This window comes from Thermobacillus xylanilyticus (genome assembly GCF_907165215.1).
GTDB classification, from domain to species: domain Bacteria; phylum Bacillota; class Bacilli; order Paenibacillales; family Paenibacillaceae; genus Thermobacillus; species Thermobacillus xylanilyticus.
The window spans coordinates 1-19,608 of sequence record NZ_CAJRAY010000057.1 but is presented as its reverse complement, the minus strand read 5'-3'; the positions used below and the strand labels follow the sequence as shown (position 1 = coordinate 19,608).

Below are 19,608 nucleotides of genomic sequence, written 5' to 3'. Positions count from 1 at the left end.
GCCCAGGCATTTACAAAAACTTAACACTCTTTTCCGTGAATAATTTTTGAATTTTTTGAATTTTTAGACCAGAAATATGGCGCTTATCGGGTTCGGACGAACCGGTTTCGGCCGGTATGGCCGAAAGGTCCGCCAAACAATGAAACCCCCGGATGAAACCGGGGGTACGGGGCCTTGGTCAACGTCTGACAGTTCGATTCACGTTTAGGACAGCTTAACGACGTTGGCTGCTTGTGGACCGCGTGCGCCTTGAACGATGTCGAACTCGACGGCTTGGCCTTCCTCGAGCGTCTTGAAACCTTCGGCTTGGATCGCGGAGAAGTGAACGAATACGTCGCCGCCTTCCTCCGTCTCGATGAATCCATAGCCTTTTTCCGCGTTAAACCATTTTACTCTTCCTTGCATCAAACATACATTCCCTTCGTGTTCATATGGCTGTGAGGCGACACGGTTTTATCATGGCCCACAACTTGACTATACACTCCGGGGAAAACAAAGTCAAACATTTTTTGAAAGCGAATTCATTCCAGACTGTCCCAATGCCGCAAATCACTGCAGGTACATGCTGCATATTTTTTCCATATCGTGGAAATACTCCTTGAACAATGCGGCCGTCCCTGACGTCTTTGCCAATTTGAAGCACATCTCCGCCCTTTTCACGTCGCCCGCAAAGAGTAATACTCTGCCGAGCAGATACGAGAGGTCACTATACGAAGGAAACGATTGCATCGCTTTGCTCAGTACATCCATACAATCCGTAAGCCTGTCTTTCTCCATCAAAGCGAGTGCCAGCCATTTGACCGCTACAGGCTTGTCATCTTGAGAAAGCGCTGCATACCTGCTCTTCAAATGGACAATAATACCTTCATAATCGCCACGGGAGTACTGCAAACGGGTTTCTCTCAGCCAGTCCGGGAGGAAGCAGGAGTCGCCGACACCCTCCAATTGAACGGGAATAACCATGGACTGCGACAGGTCGGATACGTCAGAAACGATTGAATGGCGTTTGAATATCCTGTTTTCCAGGCGTGCTACCGGGTGCTCTGGAATATCTTTCGAATACTGCACTTGCAAAGCATAAATGGATGACAGACTGTGGCTTAAAATGTGCCTGATCCGTTCAACATCCGAATCTGACAGGGCTTCTCCTTCGAATAGCCACAGGCAGTACTCTTCTTCCATACGAGAAACAGCATCTTGTATGATTCGGATAGCTTCTTGTTGGCTCAAACGGGAAGGCAATCGTTTGATGAGCAGTCCGGGATAACGGCCGGTCTCCCAATTCTGGACGATTGCACCAAGGTAATCCTCCCATTGTGACATAATGTTGTTCCAATTGAAACGGGCAGCGGTTTGATATCCGTTCTGGACAAGATACTCTCTTTTCTGCTGATCGTCGATCAACTCGATAATGCGTTGCGCCAGGCTGCCCGGATCTCCGACTTTCCCCAGCAAACAATTCACGCCATGTTGCGCATACTCCAAAACTCCTTCATTGTCAGTCGAGACCACGGCGCATCCGCACGCCATCGCTTCCAGCGGCGGCAACGAGAAAGATTCATAATATGAACCAGAAACATAAATGTCGCACATTCGGTAAATATTTCCCAGTTCCGCTTGCGAGGGATCGACATAGAGCTTCCCCTCAAATGAAGATTTGGGTTTCACCTGAGTGACCCAGACTTCATCGAACGCTCTGCCCGATTCTCTTACGATCTCCAACGCCTTTCGAACATCTTGTATTCCCTTGAATGGAACATCTTCTCTTCCGACAAACAGTATCGCAGGTTTCGAAGGGTTGGAGTGTTCGGCCCGGGGATAGTAAATATTGGGGTCCAATGCGTTGTGAATAATCGTGCCCTGAACTCCGAGATGGCGTTGCAACGTATCCACCAATACCTTTGATACCCCGAATACCGGAACCGGTATGCTCCATAACTTTGCAAAATATTCTTTCTTCCCGGGGGGATTTTTTTCGAATTCAAAGATGTAGGTATCTCCTTGCTCGAACATCACCACCGGTTTGTTGGACAATAAAAAGCATTCCGGCAACTGATCCGCAACCGTGCACACGATAATGTCCACATCTTCGGAAACATATTGCACTCTGCTGAACTGAGGGGGCACGGTAATAAATTCGGCCTTCAGATCAAACCAATCCGGTCTTGCCGCATGGCTGACGATGTAGACATCATGACCACGCTCGACCAGACGCTGGGTATGCTCGAAGATGATTTTGACACCGCCGCAAACTCTCACGTGATTCATGATATAGGCAACGGTCAACTTCCTCTTCTTTGCGCCATCCATGCAGTTGTCTATTTTCCAGCGCTTTTCACCAGGCTTATAATTCAACAGGTAAGAATGAATGCGCTTGTAGTATTGTTGTTGTATCTCAGCGGATATATCCAAAGCGGTATCACCCTGTCATTTTATTATGCTGTCATGACAACAGCAGGCACTTCATCCAACGTAAACAAAGCATCCAGCTCGATGGGCTTCAGATCTCCTTCTAGATTGAGAAGGAAGAACGAATAACCGTGCAAATCGCGATATTCTGCTAACCGGCTGTACAAAGAAAACCAATCTTTGCCCAGCATTCTCTTGTTCAATTCAAAAATGACGGTTCCAATCGCCTTCTTCTCCAGCAACCTCTGCATGCCCATAAAAGCATGATATTCGCCGCCTTCGATATCCAACTTCACAAAGTTAATGTACGGAAGTTCAATCAATACATCGTCCAGAGCTACCGCATCCACTTCATAGGACTGAAACGTATCGACGTTATAGCGATTTTTATAAAAATCATCATGCGGAACAATCGAGCCGTTTCCCATAAATCTTTCTGTGGCGTGAAAGGTTAACCGCGTCTCCGTTGAATAAACCGCTGCATGAAAGACCAGCGTATTTCCGGTCAAATAATTGAGTGCGATATTGTCTTTGATGAGTTCATAGTGGTTAATATTTGCTTCAAAGGCGATAACTTTTCCTTTCGCTCCCACCAAATAACCGGCCAAAACCGTAAAGAGCCCCATGTTCGCGCCAACATCAACAAAGACATGGTGGGGTTTGAGATTCTTCAAGAGAAAATTTGTCAAAGGCACGTCGTAGATGCCGTGAATGATCAAATCGGGAGAGATGCTCATATCATTGGCATGAACGATCAGTTTGCCGCCCCACGTCAGGCTGACCAATACCCGGTTGTTTCCGATGTAACATCCTCTCAAGATTGAATCCCCCTCCAATTTTTGAGGCTTATGGCTTCGGCATAGAGCTGCTCGTATTGATCCAACATTTTGTGTTCAGAAAAATGCGTCTGTGCGGTCATTACTCCGTTTCGCCGCAACTGGTTTCTTAAATCGACTTCATCCAGCAAACGGCGTATCGAGTTGGCCAGTTGTCTTGTATCACCGACTTCAAAAAGCAGACCATTATGTTCATGTGTAATCTGTTCTTTGAGTCCGCCGGTATTTGAGCAGATTACCGCGCACCCCGATGCCAACGCCTCGGTGACGGATAACCCGAACGACTCGTATCGCGAAGGATGAATAAAGATGTCAAACCCCGGCAATTCTTTACGCAAAATTTCGGGTGCCACCATTCCGCGAAATGAAACGGGCAGCTGATGCCTTTGTACGGTCTGCAGCAACTCGTCTTTTGCCGGACCGTCACCATAGATGACGACTTCGTACCCTTCAACATCTTCATCCTTGAGCATGATCAACGCATCCATGAGGATGTCATACCCTTTTCGTGACGTAAGCATCCCCGAACATGCCATTCGAACCGTCTCATTATTCAAGTAAGTCGGTTGAAATTCATCCAGCTGCAATCCATGATGGATCACAACATGTCTCTTGTTATCCATTACCGGGACTCGCTGCAGCATATCATGAGATACCATGTGAACAATATCCGGGCAATTCACAGCGTATTGGTCGTAGATGCCCATTAACTCAGCCTCTTCTTTTGTCGACACCCATCCGTTGGCCAGCGCCTCTTCATAGTAGATTCCATGAACTGTACCGATCAGGGGGATCTGTGGAGCGATTCTATTAATAACGTAGCTTGTGACGCCGTTATTCGAATGTACCAAATCATAATGATGCAAATCGATGGAGTTGACAAGCAGTTCGTTGGCGTATTTTAAGTATTCGATTCTTTTTACTGCGGCGGGCAACTGAATTAATTCCAGATTTGTTTGGTAAGCCGCGATCGCCGATTGGACTTCACCAGGCAAAAATCGAATATGAGACGAACACAAAAAGTCAACCGTATGGCCGCGTTTTCTCATCCCGTTAATCAATTGCCGAACATAGGTATCCACTCCGCCGGGACACGGATGAAAATCAAAAGAATAGATTAATATCCGCATAGAGTGCCGTCCCCTCCTATCAGGTAATATATCTTATTTCGACAAAATTCTTCATACTTTTAATACCGCTTATCGTCAAATTGCGAAACTGATTTATGTTGCGGCGCCTTATTTATGTTGTTTAATGAAATAACCGATTATAATGGAGAGAGTCGCTCGTCCAATTTGCCAAAGGTCGATCAATCTCGCATCACTTTTGAACGTCTACAGGCATCCGAAAGATTCTTGAGGAGGAAACAGATGACGCCTCTTATTTCGCTCTGCATGATCGTCAAGGACGAGGAATCCGTTCTGGAACGCTGCCTGAAAAGCGTCCAAGGCTATGTCGACGAGATCATCATTGTCGATACCGGTTCTACCGATGCGACAAGGGATATCGCCAGCCGCTTCACTGATCGGATCTACACATTCGAGTGGGTCAATGATTTTTCCGCTGCACGCAACGAAGCATTAAAATATGCGCGCGGCAAGTGGATTCTGGTGCTGGATGCGGATGAATATTTCGAGGAATCCGAAATTCGCAAACTCCGGGAATTGCTCGGCTCGATGGACCCTGAGCCGCACCTCATTTACAATCTCACGATCATCAGTCTGCTTGGAGAGAAGCACAATTTTTCTACGAATGAGAGCAAGGTCGGGCGCGTATTCGGCAACCATCTGGATATTCGTTATGTCCGTCCCATTCATGAACAACCGATATCGGCCCGTCCAGGGGTCCGAATGCATAGCGCAAGCCTTCCGGTGCGCCTATTTCACTCCGGTTACGTCGAAGAGACGATTCGCGCCAAAAACAAGCACCAGCGCAATCTGGAACTGTTCAAGAAGTTGGAAGCGACAACGGGACTTTCTGCCTACGATCATCTCCAACTCGGCAATCAGTACTCGATGATGCGGGAATACGACAAGGCATTGGAACATTTGAACAAGGCGCTGCAAAACGCAAAAGATTTGGGGGCGGCATATCAACAAGTCTTATTCACCACCATTCAAGTGCTGATCAACAAGGGCGACCTCGCCAAAGCCTACCATTTCTTTGAACAACATTTAGAGAGTTATGAATTCAATCCTGACATTTGCACTGTCAAAGGCATCATTCTCTACAATCTGGGGTTCCACGACAAGGCAAAACAGACATTTCATATGGCGGTGGAGGAAGCAGAGCGACGTGCCGCGCGCAATGAACCGATTGCGATCACCAGTCCGGATACGGCATTGCGGCTTCCATTATATCAGTTGGCAATGATATATGAGAAAGAAAAGAACTTTGCGCAAACTGTGTACTACTTGACCAAGATCATCGTAACCAACCCGAAAGAAGTTTCAGCCGTCAGCAAACTTGTTGAATTGATGTCGCTACAGGAAAAAACCGAATCCATCATTCATCTGTTGGACCAGTTGCTGAACCCGGACGCGCTGCTGACGGCCATGCTCGGGAAAATATCAATCAAGCTGGGCATTACGCCGCTTGCAACACATTATGCGGGCCACGCTTCTGTTCGCAAACTGCTGAAACCGGATGAACGGATACGATATGCCATCATGACGAACGATCCGGCGGCCGTGCGGAATGAATGGGAGGGCGCATCCCCCGCTGAACGACAGGCCGTCTCGACCGTGAAGCATTACATAATTGGTGCATTCGTCTGGAACCGTCCGGAGTGGCTTGAAGATGTTCAACTGCCCGACGACCATGTTTACATGCCGTTGCTCGCATGGATTAAATCCTGGTTCGCAGGGATTGCCGACCGTTCATTGCCTCACGGCTATGCAGCCGAAATGCTGCAAGAACTGTACACGATGGGAAAGCTCGAAGCATTCGATCGGTTGATGGAAGCCGTTGACGACCTTCCTGTCGTCAATCAACTGGCGAATTTTTTCTACGGTCGACATCAGATCGACCTGGCGCTCCAGTACTATCACCATTTGCTGACGCATGACGGCATGGACGCCAACAGTTACGCCAACCTGGCTGACTGGTGCACACTGCAACGAGATGTCCATTCAGCGCAACAATATTGGGAACAAGCCATCAAACTTGAGCCGAATCGCAAATTATGGTATATCAAGCACTTGTTGATCAGCCCGGATCCTGCAGCCCGGAACGCCATGAAACAAAAACTGTTCGAATTGGACCCTGGTTACAAGAATTTATCGTTGCTGCATGAGTTATAACCACAACGAAGGCGCCGTTATTGGCGCCTTCAATTTTTTGTTTATTTTTTTCGGTCAAACATTATACTGCCCACATCGTAGTGCGGTTGATAGGCTTCGCGCTGCAGGCTGGACTGATGAATGCGAACCAGGCCCTGCTCCGCCTCGGCCTTCAACGTCTGCATATGCCGAAGGATGACCGGATCCAGTTCCAGCAGCCGGCGCAGAGACATCTTCTGTTCAGGCGTCAGCGCCGCTTGCTGTTCCCCCACGGCTTGCATCAGCTTCTCACGCAGGTCAGTCAATGCGACAAATGCTTCGTAGCCGGCTTCTGGTCCTTCATCGCTTAGCCGTTGCGTCTCCTTCAATACCTGATCCAACAGACCGTCAAGCATGTCCTTGCTGTCCCGGCTGAATGATTTTGCCCCAGGCATCCCTCAACTCCACCAGGTGTCCGAGCACTTCTTCGGCCGGAGCTTTGTCCTTCTTGATATTTGCCTCAATCAGCCGCCGGTTCATATATTCGTATATCCCCATCAGGGTTGCAGATAGGGGTAAAGATGTGTTCAGCGACGCCATAAGCTCGTTGATGATACGTTGCGCCCGAATGAGGGAATTGTTCGCTTTGCTGATGTCCCGTTCCTCGATTCCGGCAATTCCGAGTTTGACAAATCGAATCGCACCATCGTACAGCATCAGAATCAACTGACCCGGAGAAGCAGTCTGCACAGACGACTGTTGATATTTCTGGATAGGCGAAGTGAGCATCCTACACACTCCTCACACAATCTCTTGCAATCGTTTCAACGCCCGCTCATAACGATAACTTGCGGATTGCCGATAACATTCGATCGCTCTGTCCCGATCGCCGATGATTTCGTAATAATTGCCGAGATTGTACCATGCGGCATATGAGCCAGTTCCCGCGACGCTGTCATAACGGTCCGTCTCGCCAATCTCGATGCACCGACGGTACGATGCTTCAATCATCGGAAGCATCGAGGCATACCGGCCGGGATCATGCAGAATCAACTCCCGGTAGAATATGCCGCAAGCAAAATGAAAATCCGGGAACGCCCGCACCCAATCCGACCGGCTGTGAATCAGTTCCAAACCGGTATCAAATTGCTGCAGTTTGATGAGAAGGTACAAATAATCCACGATGACATTGGGCGCATAACGTTCCCGGCCGGTCAGAAGCGTCACAGCTTTCTTGTAACATGCCAAACTGTTGGACGCATCCCGAATGCCGTCATATTCCTTCGCCAACTGATAGTACAGGTACGCATGATCGCCGGAGTTTTTCAACTCTTCGAGCAGCAACGGTATGTTTCGCTCTGCCTTGTTGCGATTATAATAGCCGAGGTGCCGGGCAACTATCGGAACATTGATACGGGGCAAATCCGTATCCACTTGCTCGTGGATTCTGCCTTTGAACCTCAGATTGCGCGGGATGAGACGTGTAATGAAGTTTCGAGTTTCATTCGTCTCATCGTCCGCCTGTGTCAAACTGACGATTTGAATACGGCCGACAGCTCGATTGCCGCGCATGAATGCCCTGACCGCTTCAATATCCGCTTCGACAACATATTCATCAGCGTCGAGGATCAAATTCCATTCCGCCTTTGAGCAAGACAAAGCAAAATTTCGCGCGGCCGAGAAATCGTTGACCCAGGGAAACCGGACAACCTCGGCTCCCAATGAGGCGGCAATATTCGGTGTATCATCCGTCGATCCCGTGTCGGCCACGATGACATGATCGACCAGTCCCCGCACACTCTCGATGCAACGCGGCAAATGCTCCGATTCATTTCGCACGATCATGACAAGTGACAAGCTGCTCATGTCACATGGTCATTCCAAACAGGCTGCTCGACATTGCGGTGTACCGGTTGATGGCGGACTCCATTGCCGCAAATTGCAGGTAATAGCGGTTCTCCATCTGAGTCAGACGTCGAGACATATCCGAAATCCTCAGTTCAAGTTGGCGAAGCTGCTCGCCCATGTAACTGTTGGGGAGGAAGGCCGCCGTTTCGTCCGTGCTGAATTTGGATGTCCCCGCTTTTGTCGACAATTGCTCAATGGCCTTCATGACAGCCGTAGACAGACGGTTGAACAGTCCGTTGTCCGTGTTTGTCGGCGAATCTTTGATATCCGGATCCGTGACCGTCGTCTTCCGTGTAAAGAACTCCATGACAGCTTCCGGATTCGCTTCAATTGCCGCCCTCAATTGGTCTTCATTTTTGAGGATCAGTTTGCCCCGCTGTTCCCACGTCCCGGTCTCAACGCCGAAATCCTTCAGGAGGTTGTACGTTTTTCCATCAAATTCAACATCGGAATATATGGCTATGCGCATATCGTTGATCAGCTTCGTCAGCGTCGAATCGCTTCGCAGCAGCCCGCTCTTCGCCTTCTCTTCCCAGAGTTCGATCTCGGAATCCTTCATTTCCTTCTTCTGGTCGGCCGTGAGCGGTTGATAGTCGCGGTACCGTTCCTCGCTTACCTTCTTGTTCAGAAGGTCGATCAGGCTGTTGTAATCATTGATGAACGTTTTGATGGTGTCGACAATTTTGTCCGTGTCCGTCGTGACATTGATGACGGCCGTCTTGCCGGGATTTTCGGCATGGAGGGTGATCTCGACGCCATTCACGGTGAACGTGTTGGAATCGCGCGTGGTGTCGATGCCGTTAATGACAACTTGCGCATTGTCGCCCGGCTTAAGATCGAGCTTGAAATTGTCCTTCAAATCGGCAGACAGCGCGATATTGCCCGCACCCGTCGCTTTCGCCGTCAAAGACAGTTTCTGTGTCGCGTCGTCGAAGAACGCCGTCACGCCCGCATCGCTTGCGTTGATGGCGCTCACCAGATCGCCGATCGTCGCGTCTGCGGAAACGCTGATCGTTTTACCGTTCACTTCAACTTTAATCTCACCATTATCCGGTACAAACCCCAGCTCTGTCAGCTTGTCTGACGACGTCTTGCCAACGCCGGTCGAGCTTAGAGCAGAAGCTGCCGTCGCCAGTTTTTTGACTTCGATCGTAAGTGAACCCGTCAGGGCAGAAGAGTTCGCTTTCACTGTAACCGCAGACGCAGCCTCCCCTGTAACGGTTGCCTTCTTGGCATTGATCGCGCTGCTCAGGCTGTAGTTGAACAGCTTGTTATTGCGGAAATCCACCAGTTTCGCATTGATGCTCCGGTATTGCTCCCGCTGCCATTCCAGTTTCGTCTTCTGCTGATTCAGACGATCGAGCGGCACGCGTTTCGCCTTCATCAAGTCCTTGACAAGGGCATCAATGTCGAGGCCGGAAAACCCGGTAATTCGAAGCGGCATATCCTGTCCCCCCTTATACTCTCTCGTCGACCAAGAGCCCGGCGAATTCCATCATTTTGACGACCAGGTCCAGCGTCTTCTCGGGCGGTATCTCCCGGATCAGCTCGCCCGTCTCCCTGTTCAATACGCGAACAATGATGGAGCGCGTCTCTTCGTGCACCCTCATCTCAAACATCGTCGAAGGCCCTTCCAGCGCCTTGAGTGCAGTTTCGATTGCCCTTACAATCTGTTCTTCGCCAATGGACAGCCTGACGCCTTCCCGTTCGAGTCGATCCAATTCCCTCCAGTTGCGCATGGCAGGCACTGGCGTCGACTCAGGCTGATGTACGGGCTGGTCGACAGGCGTCCGCATCGAAGCGGATTGCAACATTACGGTTTGCGGCTTGCTGCCGCCGGTCTGCACAATCATCCCTGATCACTCCGCTCTAATCTGTTATTATCTACTATTATCGACAGAATTGCGGTTCAAGTTTAGAGAATGCGGCTTCCCATCGCACAAGAAAACGGCTGACGCCGTCCATTTTCTTGCGTGGGCAACACGAGTATGAAACAAAAAAAGAGGCCCTGAAATTCCAGAGCCTCTCATGAACGGAAATTCGATTAGCGCAGGAGCGACAGTACGCCTTGCGGTGCTGCGTTTGCTTGTGCGAGCATTGCTTGCGAAGATTGCAGCAGAATTTGGTTCTTCGCGAGCTCGACCATTTCTTTCGCCATGTCGGTGTCGCGGATCCGGGATTCGGAAGCCGACAGGTTCTCGATCGTCGTGCCCAGGTTGTTCGACGTGTACTCGAGACGGTTTTGCAGCGCACCGAGTTTCGCACGCTCGGTTGCGACGTTCACAATCGCCGTCTCGATATCACCAAGCGAGTTAGTGCTCGACAGATTCGAGAAGCCGCTCGAATCGATGCCTGCGATCGAGATTTGCTGCGAGCTGTCGTCCGCTTGGATCGCAACCGTGCCGCCCGTAATCGAGATGCCGTTGAACTTCGTGCCCGTGAGGATGCTATCAATTTGTTGGCCCAGAGCGTCGAGTTCTTGGTTAATGTTATCTATGTCTGTGGAGGAGTACGTGCCGTTCGCCCTTTGAACGTTCAGCTCTTTCATCCGAACGAGCATGGCGCTGATTTCGTTCATTGCGCCTTCTGCCGTTTGAACGAACGAGATGCCGTCCTGAACGTTCCGTTGCGCTTGCTCGAGACCACGGATTTGGCCGCGCATCTTCTCGGAGACCGCAAGACCTGCAGCGTCGTCAGCTGCACGGTTGATGCGGAGACCGGAAGACAGCTTCTCCATGTTCTTCGCCAGTGCCGTGTTGTTCAGCGACATGTTGCGATGGTTGTTCAGTGCCGTAATGTTGTGGTTAATGCGCATGATTCATTTTCCTCCTTGAAATGATAGTCGTCCACTTCCTTGTGGATCGCTCGCCATGGGTCGGCCGCCCCATGCGAACCTAATTCCTATATCGGCAGAATCAGCGGATATTTTATAGCTTCGGCAAATTTTTTTTCATCTTCTGCAGTGATTGACGGAGCTGGCCGACATCGATGACCGCGGATGCCGCTTCCTCATTCGTTTCCTTCACGGACTGCAGCAGTTCCTTGCGCGTGATCTGAACTTCACGGGGCGCGGCGATGCCGATCTTCACCGTGTCCCCCTCCACCTCGAGCACCGTGACTTCGATGCGGCCGTCAATAATGATCGCCTGCCCTTTCTTGCGCGAGAGCACCAGCATCCGCTACACCTCCTTTGCCGTTCGGAACAGCGCATGCCGCGTGCTCAGGTTGGGATCGACCAGGATCACCTGTTTGCCCAGCCGTTTCTGTCTGTTCAGCACGATCGGCGCCACCAGGTTGACGGTCGCCGACTCCAGCTCGTCCCTGATCGTCACAATCGACCACACGGCAACGTCGCCAGGCTCCGCAATTTCAAGCTGCTGCGCTTCCGCATCCGGCAAATTGAATTCGTATTCGGGAAAGAAAACAAACGGATTGACAATGATAAAACTCAATTCTCCCCGATCAATGCACTGCAGACAGGCAAAGCCATCCAGATCCTCCAACTCGAGAATGACGAATCGCCTGTCCCGTTCGAATCCGGGAATTCCATCCGGAAACGTGATAATCTCCTGCTCGTTGATCTCGATTTCGCCGAATCGGGTCGTTTCCATCTTCATACCCTGCAAGCCTCCATTTGAGAAATAAAGAAAGCTATAAGCGCAATCCTCGCTTATAGCTGTATTCCCACAGCCTACGCCATCAATTCAATCGCCGGCGGCGGCGTGATCGTCACGGCCGGATACTGCACCATGTACACCTTGACATACCCACGGTGGTAGCGAATCTCAGGACGATGCAGCTGCACATCGATTTCCACGCCGCCCGGATCGACTTGAATATCCGGATCGTTCGGGATATATTCGAACTTCGTGTTGTCAGGCCTTGCTTCACCATACACTTGCAAATCCGGCGGTCCTTCAATAAATTCATCCAGCGCGATATCCGGAATCGGATTCTGCTTGATTCTCAGATCGCCGATCCGGTTGCCGTCCATGACGATCTTCTCGAGATTCCGGCGGGCAACCTCTTGGTACTGGGCGTATATACGCAGCCAGAAAGCTTCCAGCTTGCCGCCGTTGAGCGCATTATGCGTCAATGTCTGATCGATGATCAGTTCACCCGGCCGGTTGCGCGCCGCAATGACCGGCCGCTTCGTCTCGACCTGAACCTCCGGCTGCCGCTGCCTGATCTCGAACCTTCCCGGTTCCGAATCAACGCCGATCAAGCCGCGCTGCGTATGAATGGAAATCTGCGGTACCATGACTCCGGCCGCCTCAGTTCAGGAAATCGACCAATGACGGCGTAATAATCTTGGCGCCGACGGACAAGGAAGCCTGGTAAATATTCTCGTTGACTTTCGCATCGATAATCAGTTTCTCCATATCGACGTCCTCCGTCTTCGACTGGAGATCCGTCAGATTGAGCTCCAGATCCTTCAGCCGGTTCTGCATCAATTCGACGCGGTTGACGCGCGCGCCGATCTCCGCCTGCTGATTCAAGATCTTGTCCATCCGCGATTCGATATTCGCGATCTGCGCCGAAACTCCGCTGTGATTGCCATTCTGCAATGCCGTAATGATCTGATCAAACACGGCAAAAATGTTGTCCGCTTCCCCGGGTCTGCCGAATACGTCCGAACCGCTCAGATTGATCTGCAATTTCACGCCGACGCCAACCATATAGTAGATGGCGCCGGAATCCGTCTCAATCGTGCTCGGATCAAACGGCGTGACCGTCGGATCGTAGGGGATGACGTCCGTTTTCTCGCCGTTGAATACATATTTGCCGTTCAACGTGCTGTTTGCGATATCGACGATCTGTTCCTTGAGCTGGATGACTTCGACGGCAATATTGTTCAGCGCGACATCCGGATTCGTCCCGTTCGATCCCTGAACGGCCAGTTCCTTGAGCCGCTTCAACACATCCTGCGCCTGATGCAGCACCGTATCGTTGAAATCGAGCCACGAGAGCGCCATATCGACACTTTTCTGATACTGCTCGTTGGCCGACAGCTCGCTACGGTAGCGGAGCGCGTACGTAATGCCTACGGGATCGTCAGACGCACGGTTGATCTTCCGCCCGGTCGTCATCTGCTCCTGCAGTTTCGACATCTCCGTCAGCGTGCGGTTCAGGTTCCGGGTAAGCTGCATATGCATCATCCCCGGCGTTATGCGCAATGGCATTGCTTACTCCTCCTTACCCGTCAGCGGCCGACAATACCGGTGCCGTTTATCAATTTGTTCAGCATCTCGTCGAAGGATGTCATCAGCCGCGCAGCCGCATTGTAAGCATGCTGGAAGCGGATCAGGTCGGACATTTCTTCGTCGAGCGATACGCCGCTGACCGATTGCCGGTTGGCATCCACCTGATCCAGCTGCATCTGCGAATTTTGCAGATTGCGCTGCGCCCGGTTCGAGATGACGCCTATTTCGCCGACAAGCGCATTGTAATAGTCTCCGATCTTCGCATTGGTCACGCCGTTGCCGCTCGCCGTCTCGTCGAATCTGAAGCTGACTTCTTTCAGTTCGCTCATCAGAAGCGCGAGCGTATTGTTCCCGCGGACGACGGTACCGCTCGTATCCAGCCTCATGGACGTCGCAATCTTGTTGATGTCGGCCACGATTGCGGGATTCAGCTGCAGATTGCCGGCCGTAATATTCCCCGATCCGTCGGACGCCGTGAAGAAAGGAAGACCGACGGCCGGAGGCGTTCCGCCTTCAAGCGTGTACCCCAGCTGATGCAAACCGTTAATGCCGTTCACGGTAATGACGGTATCGCTGGCAAGCGGCGTCGTGCTTCCCGGGAGCACGGAACCTTTCGGAATGACGACCTGAATCTGACCGTTCGCCAGAGTATTCGCCAGCGAGTCGAGCTGACGGCGATATTCCGCCACATAGGTATCGCGCGAAACGATCATGCCGTGCACTTCGCCGCTGTTCAGATCCCCGCTCTGGACGGCTGCAACAAGCGCATCCGCCGTAACCGGCGTATAGGTGCTGCCGTCGACGACGACAATGCCGCCGATCGAAATCGTGTACCCCGCCTCCGACTCGACGACGGAGACGTTCGCGATCCGGGACAGATTGTCGACGAGCAGATCGCGCTGGTCGCGCAGGTCATTCGCATTGTCGCCAAGACCTTCAATCCGGCGGATCTCCGTATTGAGCGAGGCGATCGTCTCGATGATCGTGTTGATCTCCGTCGCCTTGACGCCGATGCTCGTCGTCAAGTCCGCCGTCAGATCGTTCAGCCTGCGGCTGATCGAATTGAATGCGTCGACCAGCGCCAATGCGCTCTCGCGGACAATCTTGCGTCCCGTGACATTCTCGGGATCCTTGCTCAGATCGGACCAGGCGTTCCAGAATTGTTCCAGCACGGTCCGGATGCCGGAATCGCTCGGCTCATTGATAATGGCTTCCAGCTTGTCCAGCGTATCCGCCTGAATCGAGTAGGTGCCGACCAGCTTGTTCTGATTGCGGTACTGGTCGTCGAGGAACGCCATCCGGATTCGGCGGATATCCGTGAACTCGACGCCCGTGCCGAGCTGTCCCGGCACCACCGAACGGCTCATGCCGTAGGCTTCGATCGGCCGCGCGGCCGTCATGCTGACGACCTGGCGAGAATAGCCCTTGGTATTCGCGTTCGCTATGTTGTGTCCTACCGTATTGATGGCCGTCTGCTGCGTAAACAGACTGCGTTTGGATGTCTCCAGCGTATGAAAAGTCGATCTCAACGTCGCCGCCTCCTTGGCCTAGGCCCGCGTATCAAAAATGCCGTTCCTGCCGCCGCTGGCGTTAGTCTTCTGCGGATGTTGATACACGATATCCTCGGCAGGATCGTCAACCGCAAGTCCGATGGAATAGTCGATGAACGCCAGCGCTTGCCGGATCAGTTGTTGGTTCAATTCGTTCACGCGGCGCAATTCACCCAGCAGTTTTGACAGCTCACGCTGCTGCTCGATGAGCTTCTGCTTCAGTTCCGGCTGATTCACCGACTGGATGACTTCGCGCAGCGTATTCAAGCGGGATATATAACCGAGCGATACGAAATGGCGGTGCGTCTCGAGGATGCGCTGCTGCTCGAGCTGTTCGGCCTTGGCGATCAGCTTGCGTTCCTTCTGCAGGATGACGTTAAGCTGGTCGACGTCCCCTTTGACCAACACGGGCGTCTTCTGATTGGCCGTATCGAGCAACTCTCTGTACAGTTCGGCTTGTTCGTCCAATATCCGGACAATGTCCTGGACCGCCATCCGGCTCACCGTCTTTCTTCATTATTTCAAGTACGGCCACAGCTTCTCGGCGATCTTGCCGGCATCGACATGGTACGTGCCCGTCGATACGGATTGCTTCAGTTCGTCGATCCGTTGGGCGCGATCGGCCCCCATGATCCGGCTGTCCGACAGAAGCTGCTGCGCTTCCGCCGAGATCCGCACTTCATCCTTACGGTTCACCGCGCCCTTGCTGCCGGCGCGCGTCTCCTGCTGCTGCTGATAGGTCCGGACGGCACTCAGGCGTCCGATCTCGTTGATTTTCATGGCTGCCACCTCTTTCCCTGCGACAATACGCAAACAACCGATAATCCCTTATGAGGGTATTATCGGTTGCCTTCATCACAAAATTTATAGGAGGGTCAGCGATCTTTCCGCTCGGTCTTGTTGATCTGATACGTACCCAGCCGATCGGACTGCGTATCGGCTTTCAGCCGCTCGTCGACCGCCTGCTGCGCCTTGATCTCATTGGCCAGCTTCCGTACGCATTTCGGGCACATGTTGCCTTCCCGGATCGGCGCTCCGCACGATTCGCAGCCATAATACATGTTCGGAAAGGCGCTGATGGAGATCCGCCCCTCGCGGATAAACCGGGTAATCTGGCGCACGGATACCCCGGTTGCCTCCGAGAGCTGCTGAATGTTGATGTGGCGATGCTCCTTCAGATACTCGACACATCGTTGATATTCTTCTTCTATCTCTTTTATGCAGTTCGGGCAAATGTCGCGATATCCCTTGGCATACAGCTTGCCGCAGCGCGGACAGTAATCGAGGTTCATTGGCCTCCAGTCCCCCATGCACACAGATTACTCTGTTGCTATTGTACCGAAATTGGAAGAATAATGCGAGATTTTGCGAAAAATAGGGACTTAAGGCGTACTTCTCGAGGGTGCATCGGGCGCCGGCGGCGTCAGGGTATCGGTAACACCTCCGAAATTTGGTAGATTGTGCTTATTTTGTTCTGCCGCGTACGGAAATTCCATTATAGTATAATAGTTATAAAAATTTACACTTCTTCAAATGCCGGCAGCGGGAAGGGAGTTTTTCGATTGAAAACCTACATCCGGCGGGCGGTTTTGATTGCGCTGTTCATCTGTCTGGTTGGAGGAGGCGTTTATCTGGGCGGCGTGCAGCTGTTGAAATCCGTCCAACGCAGCGAAGCATTGGCCGGTTACGAGTGGATGCTGATCGCCTTTGCTGTCGCGCATGTTTTTCATTTTGGAAAACCTGCGGGCAAGAAAATTGAAACGATTTCCCGCCTCATACTTGCTTCAGTGCTTGCCACGGGGGCTTTGTTGTTCTGTTTATGGCATCACGGCAACCTCATCCAGGCGGCTGCCGGCATGATGATCTATTTATTCTGCGTCTTGGTCTATCAATTAATAGAAAACAAACTTCTCTACGACAAGCAGGTTCAAAACCGGTAAGCCGGATGCTTGTTCACGATCGCGCCCAGGTCAGCACATAGACTTGAACGGGATACGAAGCGGCGGCGCGGATCGCGCCGGCGCATGCTTCCACCGTGGAACCGGTCGTGTAAATGTCATCCACGAGCAGCACCCGGACCGGCTCGGAAGCCCGGTTTCCGCAGGAAGCGCGCAGTTCGGCAAGCCGCCTGATCCCCGCGTCATCCGGCCCGAACACGGCGCGCATCGCGCGAAGCCGTTCGGACCGTCCGCGCTGACTCTGCTTGCCGCTGTCGCGGATGCGCCGGAGCAGCGGCAGAAGCGGCGCATTCGCCCGCATGGCGGTAGCCCGGGCGAGCCGCTCCGATTGGTTGAATCCCCGCTCCTCCGCCCGCTCCCGGCTGACCGGCACATAGGTGACGGCATGCCACACTTGCCCGGCGGCTTGACGACCTCCGCGCATCCGGTCCGGCCATCCGGAGATCTTCTTCAAGCCGGCAAAACCTGTCCCGGAGACAACCCTGCCTGCTTCGTCACCCGCCGCGGCGGATACTTCCGCGGTCAAACGTTCGAAAGCCGGCAGCATCATCTCGGCCAGCACCTCGCCGTAACGTTCATCTCCGCGGAATTTGTACAGCGCCAGCCATGCCTTCATGTCGTCGTTGTAACGCACCGCGCTGCGGTTCATCTCGAAGGCGCGCACCGGCTGCCGGATGCAATCGGGACAAAACACGGGCCGCCCGCAGCGCGGGCAGGCGGGCCGGCGGATCCAGGGAATGCATGCCAGGCAGCCGTCGCACAGCCAATCCCCGATGCGCAGCCCGTCCGCCGATCGCGGCGGCAGGCCGCGCCGACGCCCGCCGCAGACGAGGCAATGCGCATCCGGCGGTCCCAGCAGATCGACCGATTGCGAAAACAGACTTCGCAGGATCGCGGTCCATTTCATCGATGCATCATGCCTCCCGCTCGCGCTTCTTGCTTCCCGACGGCGGCAAGCGTTTCCTTCCGGATATACCCGCGGGCGGCAGCGAGCGCGTTCATCTCCCGGATCTGGCGAATGGCGGCGCGCTGGGCACGGGTCGCATGCGGCGCGCAAAAATAAACCCGCCCATGCGGGTCATCCTTCGACCGGCCGGCCCTCCCCGCCATCTGCTCAAGCGATGCCTCGTCAAACAGCGGCGCATCGGCGTCCAGCACGAACACATCGCTGCGCGGGATCGTCACCCCGCGCTCGAGGATCGTCGTCGTCACGAGCACGCGCAGCTCGCGGCGGCGGAACCGCATCACCGTCTCCGTCCGCTGTTCATCCTGCGAGGACGTATAACCGATCACCGCATCCGGCGGACAAATCGTGCCGAGCAGCGTTGCCGCGGGCCCCGTGTCGGAGATGCGCGGAACGAAAACGAACACCTGCGCCCCCCTGGACAATGATGCCGCAATGGCCTTTCTCAGCTTGTCCGGCACCGACCTGCGGCGGATCATCTCGCGGACAGGCGGCACGCGAATCTCGACCGGCACCGGCAGCGGAAAGCCGTGGAACCGGACCGGAATGCGCGCATGCGGCAGGCGCCCTCTCGCGGCCGCGCGCCGAAGCTGCGCCGGCGGCGTCGCCGAGAGCAGCACGCGGTGCCCGCCGGGCATCACGCATTTAGCTGCCGCATATTGCAGCATGGGATTGTTGTGATAAGGAAATGCATCCAGCTCATCGATCACGACCAACTCAAAGCCGGCCTCGAACCGGATCGCCTGGTGCGTCGTCGCCAGCGTAATATCGGCGTTCGTCCACTTCTCCCGGCTGGCGCCGTGCAATGCCGCGACGGTATGTTCGGGAAAAGCTTTCCGGATGCGCGGCTCCAGCTCAAGCACGACGTCCCGCCGCGGCGTCGCGACCATCGCTTTCCCGCCGCGCGCGAGCACGGAGTCGATGAGCGTGAACATCATCTCGGTTTTTCCCGCACCGGTTACCGCCCAGAGAAGAAACGGCGGACGTTCTGCGCCGTAGGTGTGAACAGAACGGGCGGTCTGCTTCCGGGCAGCCGCTCCAGCGATGGCGAATCGGGAGGCCATGCGCGCAACCGTCTGTTGAAGCTGTCCGGAGATGCCGTGGTCCGTATCGCCGTCCTCGGATTCCAGCCAGCGGAGCGCTGCCGCCGCCGCGTCGGATTGGGCCGGGCTGAGCCCCCAGCGTTCAAGCCGCGCCGGAATGGGCGGCAGCTCGTCCGCCGTGCGCATGCGGACGGATGCGCCGCCTTCGGGAATGCCGCTGATGAGCAGCGTGCATTCCCTGCATCGGCCCAGCAGCAGGCACGCTTCGCAGTAGGCGCAGACGCTGCCGCACGCCGCACAGGGCGTGCGGCGCATGTGCGCCTCGCCGCTGCCGCAGCGGAGGCAGCGGCGCTTGCGCCGTCGCCCGCGGACACCGTCGCTGCGGGCGATGGCGCTGCCGAGGCGCAGCCGGCCCAGCAGGGCCGCGAGCTGGAGCGCCGCGTCGGCGAACGCGGCGCTCCAGCGGGCGGGCGCGG

The 19,608-nt window shown here is 53.8% G+C and carries 22 protein-coding genes; 2 read left to right on the top strand and 20 right to left on the bottom strand.

The features are described 5' to 3' along the window. Positions 1 to 204 precede the first annotated feature (204 nt). The 4 genes from KJQ12_RS11720 to KJQ12_RS11705 all read right to left on the bottom strand — a co-directional run bounded on the left by KJQ12_RS11720 (position 205) and on the right by KJQ12_RS11705 (position 4,375). Complete coding sequence (locus KJQ12_RS11720) at positions 205 to 405, bottom strand: cold-shock protein (protein WP_015253186.1); 201 nt, start codon at positions 403 to 405, stop codon at positions 205 to 207. Between the two features lie 144 nt (positions 406 to 549). After that, positions 550 to 2,412: a glycosyltransferase family 4 protein gene (locus KJQ12_RS11715; RefSeq protein WP_213484820.1), complete on the bottom strand. Its 1,863-nt coding sequence runs from the start codon at positions 2,410 to 2,412 to the stop codon at positions 550 to 552. Positions 2,413 to 2,435: 23 nt separating this feature from the next. Next, on the bottom strand, positions 2,436 to 3,227 hold the full coding sequence (locus KJQ12_RS11710) for an FkbM family methyltransferase (RefSeq protein ID WP_213484819.1): 792 nt from the start codon (positions 3,225 to 3,227) through the stop codon (positions 2,436 to 2,438). After that, complete coding sequence (locus KJQ12_RS11705; RefSeq protein ID WP_213484818.1) at positions 3,224 to 4,375, bottom strand: glycosyltransferase family 4 protein; 1,152 nt, start codon at positions 4,373 to 4,375, stop codon at positions 3,224 to 3,226. The genes KJQ12_RS11710 and KJQ12_RS11705 overlap by 4 nt, the downstream gene beginning before the upstream one ends. Before the next feature lie 240 nt (positions 4,376 to 4,615). Between KJQ12_RS11705 and KJQ12_RS11700 the strand changes: the two genes are divergently transcribed. Continuing rightward, positions 4,616 to 6,547, top strand: a complete 1,932-nt coding sequence (locus KJQ12_RS11700; protein ID WP_213484817.1) for a TPR domain-containing glycosyltransferase — start codon at positions 4,616 to 4,618, stop codon at positions 6,545 to 6,547. A gap of 41 nt (positions 6,548 to 6,588) precedes the next feature. On the opposite strand, the gene fliT is transcribed toward KJQ12_RS11700, so the two are convergent. The 14 genes from fliT to KJQ12_RS11630 all read right to left on the bottom strand — a co-directional run bounded on the left by fliT (position 6,589) and on the right by KJQ12_RS11630 (position 16,459). After that, positions 6,589 to 6,921 carry a flagellar protein FliT gene (fliT, locus tag KJQ12_RS11695; protein WP_213484816.1) on the bottom strand — a complete coding sequence of 111 codons (333 nt, stop codon included), beginning with the start codon at positions 6,919 to 6,921 and terminating at the stop codon, positions 6,589 to 6,591. Beyond that, positions 6,914 to 7,294: a flagellar export chaperone FliS gene (gene fliS / locus KJQ12_RS11690; RefSeq protein WP_213484815.1), complete on the bottom strand. Its 381-nt coding sequence runs from the start codon at positions 7,292 to 7,294 to the stop codon at positions 6,914 to 6,916. The genes fliT and fliS overlap by 8 nt, the downstream gene beginning before the upstream one ends. 12 nt (positions 7,295 to 7,306) lie before the next feature. Next, positions 7,307 to 8,371: a glycosyltransferase gene (locus KJQ12_RS11685; RefSeq protein WP_213484814.1), complete on the bottom strand. Its 1,065-nt coding sequence runs from the start codon at positions 8,369 to 8,371 to the stop codon at positions 7,307 to 7,309. A gap of 1 nt (position 8,372) precedes the next feature. After that, on the bottom strand, positions 8,373 to 9,857 hold the full coding sequence (gene fliD / locus KJQ12_RS11680; protein ID WP_213484813.1) for a flagellar filament capping protein FliD: 1,485 nt from the start codon (positions 9,855 to 9,857) through the stop codon (positions 8,373 to 8,375). A 13-nt stretch (positions 9,858 to 9,870) separates the two neighbouring features. Then, positions 9,871 to 10,266 carry a flagellar protein FlaG gene (locus KJQ12_RS11675; RefSeq protein WP_244860585.1) on the bottom strand — a complete coding sequence of 132 codons (396 nt, stop codon included), beginning with the start codon at positions 10,264 to 10,266 and terminating at the stop codon, positions 9,871 to 9,873. Positions 10,267 to 10,457: 191 nt separating this feature from the next. Further along, the gene (locus KJQ12_RS11670) at positions 10,458 to 11,228 is read right to left on the bottom strand and encodes a flagellin N-terminal helical domain-containing protein (protein WP_213484812.1); all 771 of its coding nucleotides are present in this window, start codon (positions 11,226 to 11,228) and stop codon (positions 10,458 to 10,460) included. A gap of 112 nt (positions 11,229 to 11,340) precedes the next feature. Next, positions 11,341 to 11,589: a carbon storage regulator CsrA gene (gene csrA, locus KJQ12_RS11665; protein ID WP_213484811.1), complete on the bottom strand. Its 249-nt coding sequence runs from the start codon at positions 11,587 to 11,589 to the stop codon at positions 11,341 to 11,343. Between the two features lie 3 nt (positions 11,590 to 11,592). Further along, positions 11,593 to 12,030, bottom strand: a complete 438-nt coding sequence (gene fliW / locus KJQ12_RS11660; RefSeq protein WP_213484810.1) for a flagellar assembly protein FliW — start codon at positions 12,028 to 12,030, stop codon at positions 11,593 to 11,595. A 74-nt stretch (positions 12,031 to 12,104) separates the two neighbouring features. After that, positions 12,105 to 12,674: a DUF6470 family protein gene (locus KJQ12_RS11655; RefSeq protein ID WP_213484809.1), complete on the bottom strand. Its 570-nt coding sequence runs from the start codon at positions 12,672 to 12,674 to the stop codon at positions 12,105 to 12,107. A 13-nt stretch (positions 12,675 to 12,687) separates the two neighbouring features. Continuing rightward, on the bottom strand, positions 12,688 to 13,596 hold the full coding sequence (gene flgL, locus KJQ12_RS11650; protein WP_213484808.1) for a flagellar hook-associated protein FlgL: 909 nt from the start codon (positions 13,594 to 13,596) through the stop codon (positions 12,688 to 12,690). A gap of 20 nt (positions 13,597 to 13,616) precedes the next feature. Next, positions 13,617 to 15,146 carry a flagellar hook-associated protein FlgK gene (gene flgK, locus KJQ12_RS11645; RefSeq protein ID WP_213484807.1) on the bottom strand — a complete coding sequence of 510 codons (1,530 nt, stop codon included), beginning with the start codon at positions 15,144 to 15,146 and terminating at the stop codon, positions 13,617 to 13,619. An 18-nt stretch (positions 15,147 to 15,164) separates the two neighbouring features. After that, positions 15,165 to 15,662 carry a flagellar protein FlgN gene (locus tag KJQ12_RS11640; protein ID WP_213484806.1) on the bottom strand — a complete coding sequence of 166 codons (498 nt, stop codon included), beginning with the start codon at positions 15,660 to 15,662 and terminating at the stop codon, positions 15,165 to 15,167. A gap of 21 nt (positions 15,663 to 15,683) precedes the next feature. Further along, positions 15,684 to 15,947 (bottom strand): flagellar biosynthesis anti-sigma factor FlgM, encoded by a 264-nt coding sequence (flgM, locus tag KJQ12_RS11635; protein WP_213484805.1) that lies wholly within the window; start codon positions 15,945 to 15,947, stop codon positions 15,684 to 15,686. A 95-nt stretch (positions 15,948 to 16,042) separates the two neighbouring features. Continuing rightward, positions 16,043 to 16,459 carry a TIGR03826 family flagellar region protein gene (locus KJQ12_RS11630; protein WP_213484804.1) on the bottom strand — a complete coding sequence of 139 codons (417 nt, stop codon included), beginning with the start codon at positions 16,457 to 16,459 and terminating at the stop codon, positions 16,043 to 16,045. Positions 16,460 to 16,729: 270 nt separating this feature from the next. On the opposite strand from KJQ12_RS11630, the gene KJQ12_RS11625 reads away from it, so the two are divergent. After that, the gene (locus KJQ12_RS11625) at positions 16,730 to 17,107 is read left to right on the top strand and encodes a hypothetical protein (RefSeq protein ID WP_213484803.1); all 378 of its coding nucleotides are present in this window, start codon (positions 16,730 to 16,732) and stop codon (positions 17,105 to 17,107) included. A gap of 13 nt (positions 17,108 to 17,120) precedes the next feature. Here KJQ12_RS11625 and KJQ12_RS11620 read toward each other — a convergent pair whose 3' ends face one another. Beyond that, positions 17,121 to 18,032: a ComFC family protein gene (locus KJQ12_RS11620; protein ID WP_213484802.1), complete on the bottom strand. Its 912-nt coding sequence runs from the start codon at positions 18,030 to 18,032 to the stop codon at positions 17,121 to 17,123. Next, a partial coding sequence (locus KJQ12_RS11615) for an ATP-dependent helicase ComFA (protein ID WP_213484801.1) occupies positions 18,029 to 19,608 on the bottom strand: 1,580 nt, incomplete at its 5' end. The genes KJQ12_RS11615 and KJQ12_RS11620, both read right to left, overlap by 4 nt.

What these genes read in the sequence shown, in the direction of transcription:
- KJQ12_RS11720 (WP_015253186.1), bottom strand. Translation starts at nt 405, where the DNA reads ATGCAAGGAAGAGTAAAATGGTTTAACGCGGAAAAAGGCTATGGATTC.
- KJQ12_RS11705 (WP_213484818.1), bottom strand. Translation starts at nt 4,375, where the DNA reads ATGCGGATATTAATCTATTCTTTTGATTTTCATCCGTGTCCCGGCGGA.
- KJQ12_RS11700 (WP_213484817.1), top strand. Translation starts at nt 4,616, where the DNA reads ATGACGCCTCTTATTTCGCTCTGCATGATCGTCAAGGACGAGGAATCC.
- fliT (WP_213484816.1), bottom strand. Translation starts at nt 6,921, where the DNA reads ATGCTTGACGGTCTGTTGGATCAGGTATTGAAGGAGACGCAACGGCTA.
- fliS (WP_213484815.1), bottom strand. Translation starts at nt 7,294, where the DNA reads ATGCTCACTTCGCCTATCCAGAAATATCAACAGTCGTCTGTGCAGACT.
- KJQ12_RS11685 (WP_213484814.1), bottom strand. Translation starts at nt 8,371, where the DNA reads ATGAGCAGCTTGTCACTTGTCATGATCGTGCGAAATGAATCGGAGCAT.
- fliD (WP_213484813.1), bottom strand. Translation starts at nt 9,857, where the DNA reads ATGCCGCTTCGAATTACCGGGTTTTCCGGCCTCGACATTGATGCCCTT.
- KJQ12_RS11675 (WP_244860585.1), bottom strand. Translation starts at nt 10,266, where the DNA reads ATGATTGTGCAGACCGGCGGCAGCAAGCCGCAAACCGTAATGTTGCAA.
- KJQ12_RS11670 (WP_213484812.1), bottom strand. Translation starts at nt 11,228, where the DNA reads ATGCGCATTAACCACAACATTACGGCACTGAACAACCATCGCAACATG.
- csrA (WP_213484811.1), bottom strand. Translation starts at nt 11,589, where the DNA reads ATGCTGGTGCTCTCGCGCAAGAAAGGGCAGGCGATCATTATTGACGGC.
- fliW (WP_213484810.1), bottom strand. Translation starts at nt 12,030, where the DNA reads ATGAAGATGGAAACGACCCGATTCGGCGAAATCGAGATCAACGAGCAG.
- KJQ12_RS11655 (WP_213484809.1), bottom strand. Translation starts at nt 12,674, where the DNA reads ATGGTACCGCAGATTTCCATTCATACGCAGCGCGGCTTGATCGGCGTT.
- flgL (WP_213484808.1), bottom strand. Translation starts at nt 13,596, where the DNA reads ATGCCATTGCGCATAACGCCGGGGATGATGCATATGCAGCTTACCCGG.
- KJQ12_RS11640 (WP_213484806.1), bottom strand. Translation starts at nt 15,662, where the DNA reads ATGGCGGTCCAGGACATTGTCCGGATATTGGACGAACAAGCCGAACTG.
- flgM (WP_213484805.1), bottom strand. Translation starts at nt 15,947, where the DNA reads ATGAAAATCAACGAGATCGGACGCCTGAGTGCCGTCCGGACCTATCAG.
- KJQ12_RS11630 (WP_213484804.1), bottom strand. Translation starts at nt 16,459, where the DNA reads ATGAACCTCGATTACTGTCCGCGCTGCGGCAAGCTGTATGCCAAGGGA.
- KJQ12_RS11620 (WP_213484802.1), bottom strand. Translation starts at nt 18,032, where the DNA reads ATGAAATGGACCGCGATCCTGCGAAGTCTGTTTTCGCAATCGGTCGAT.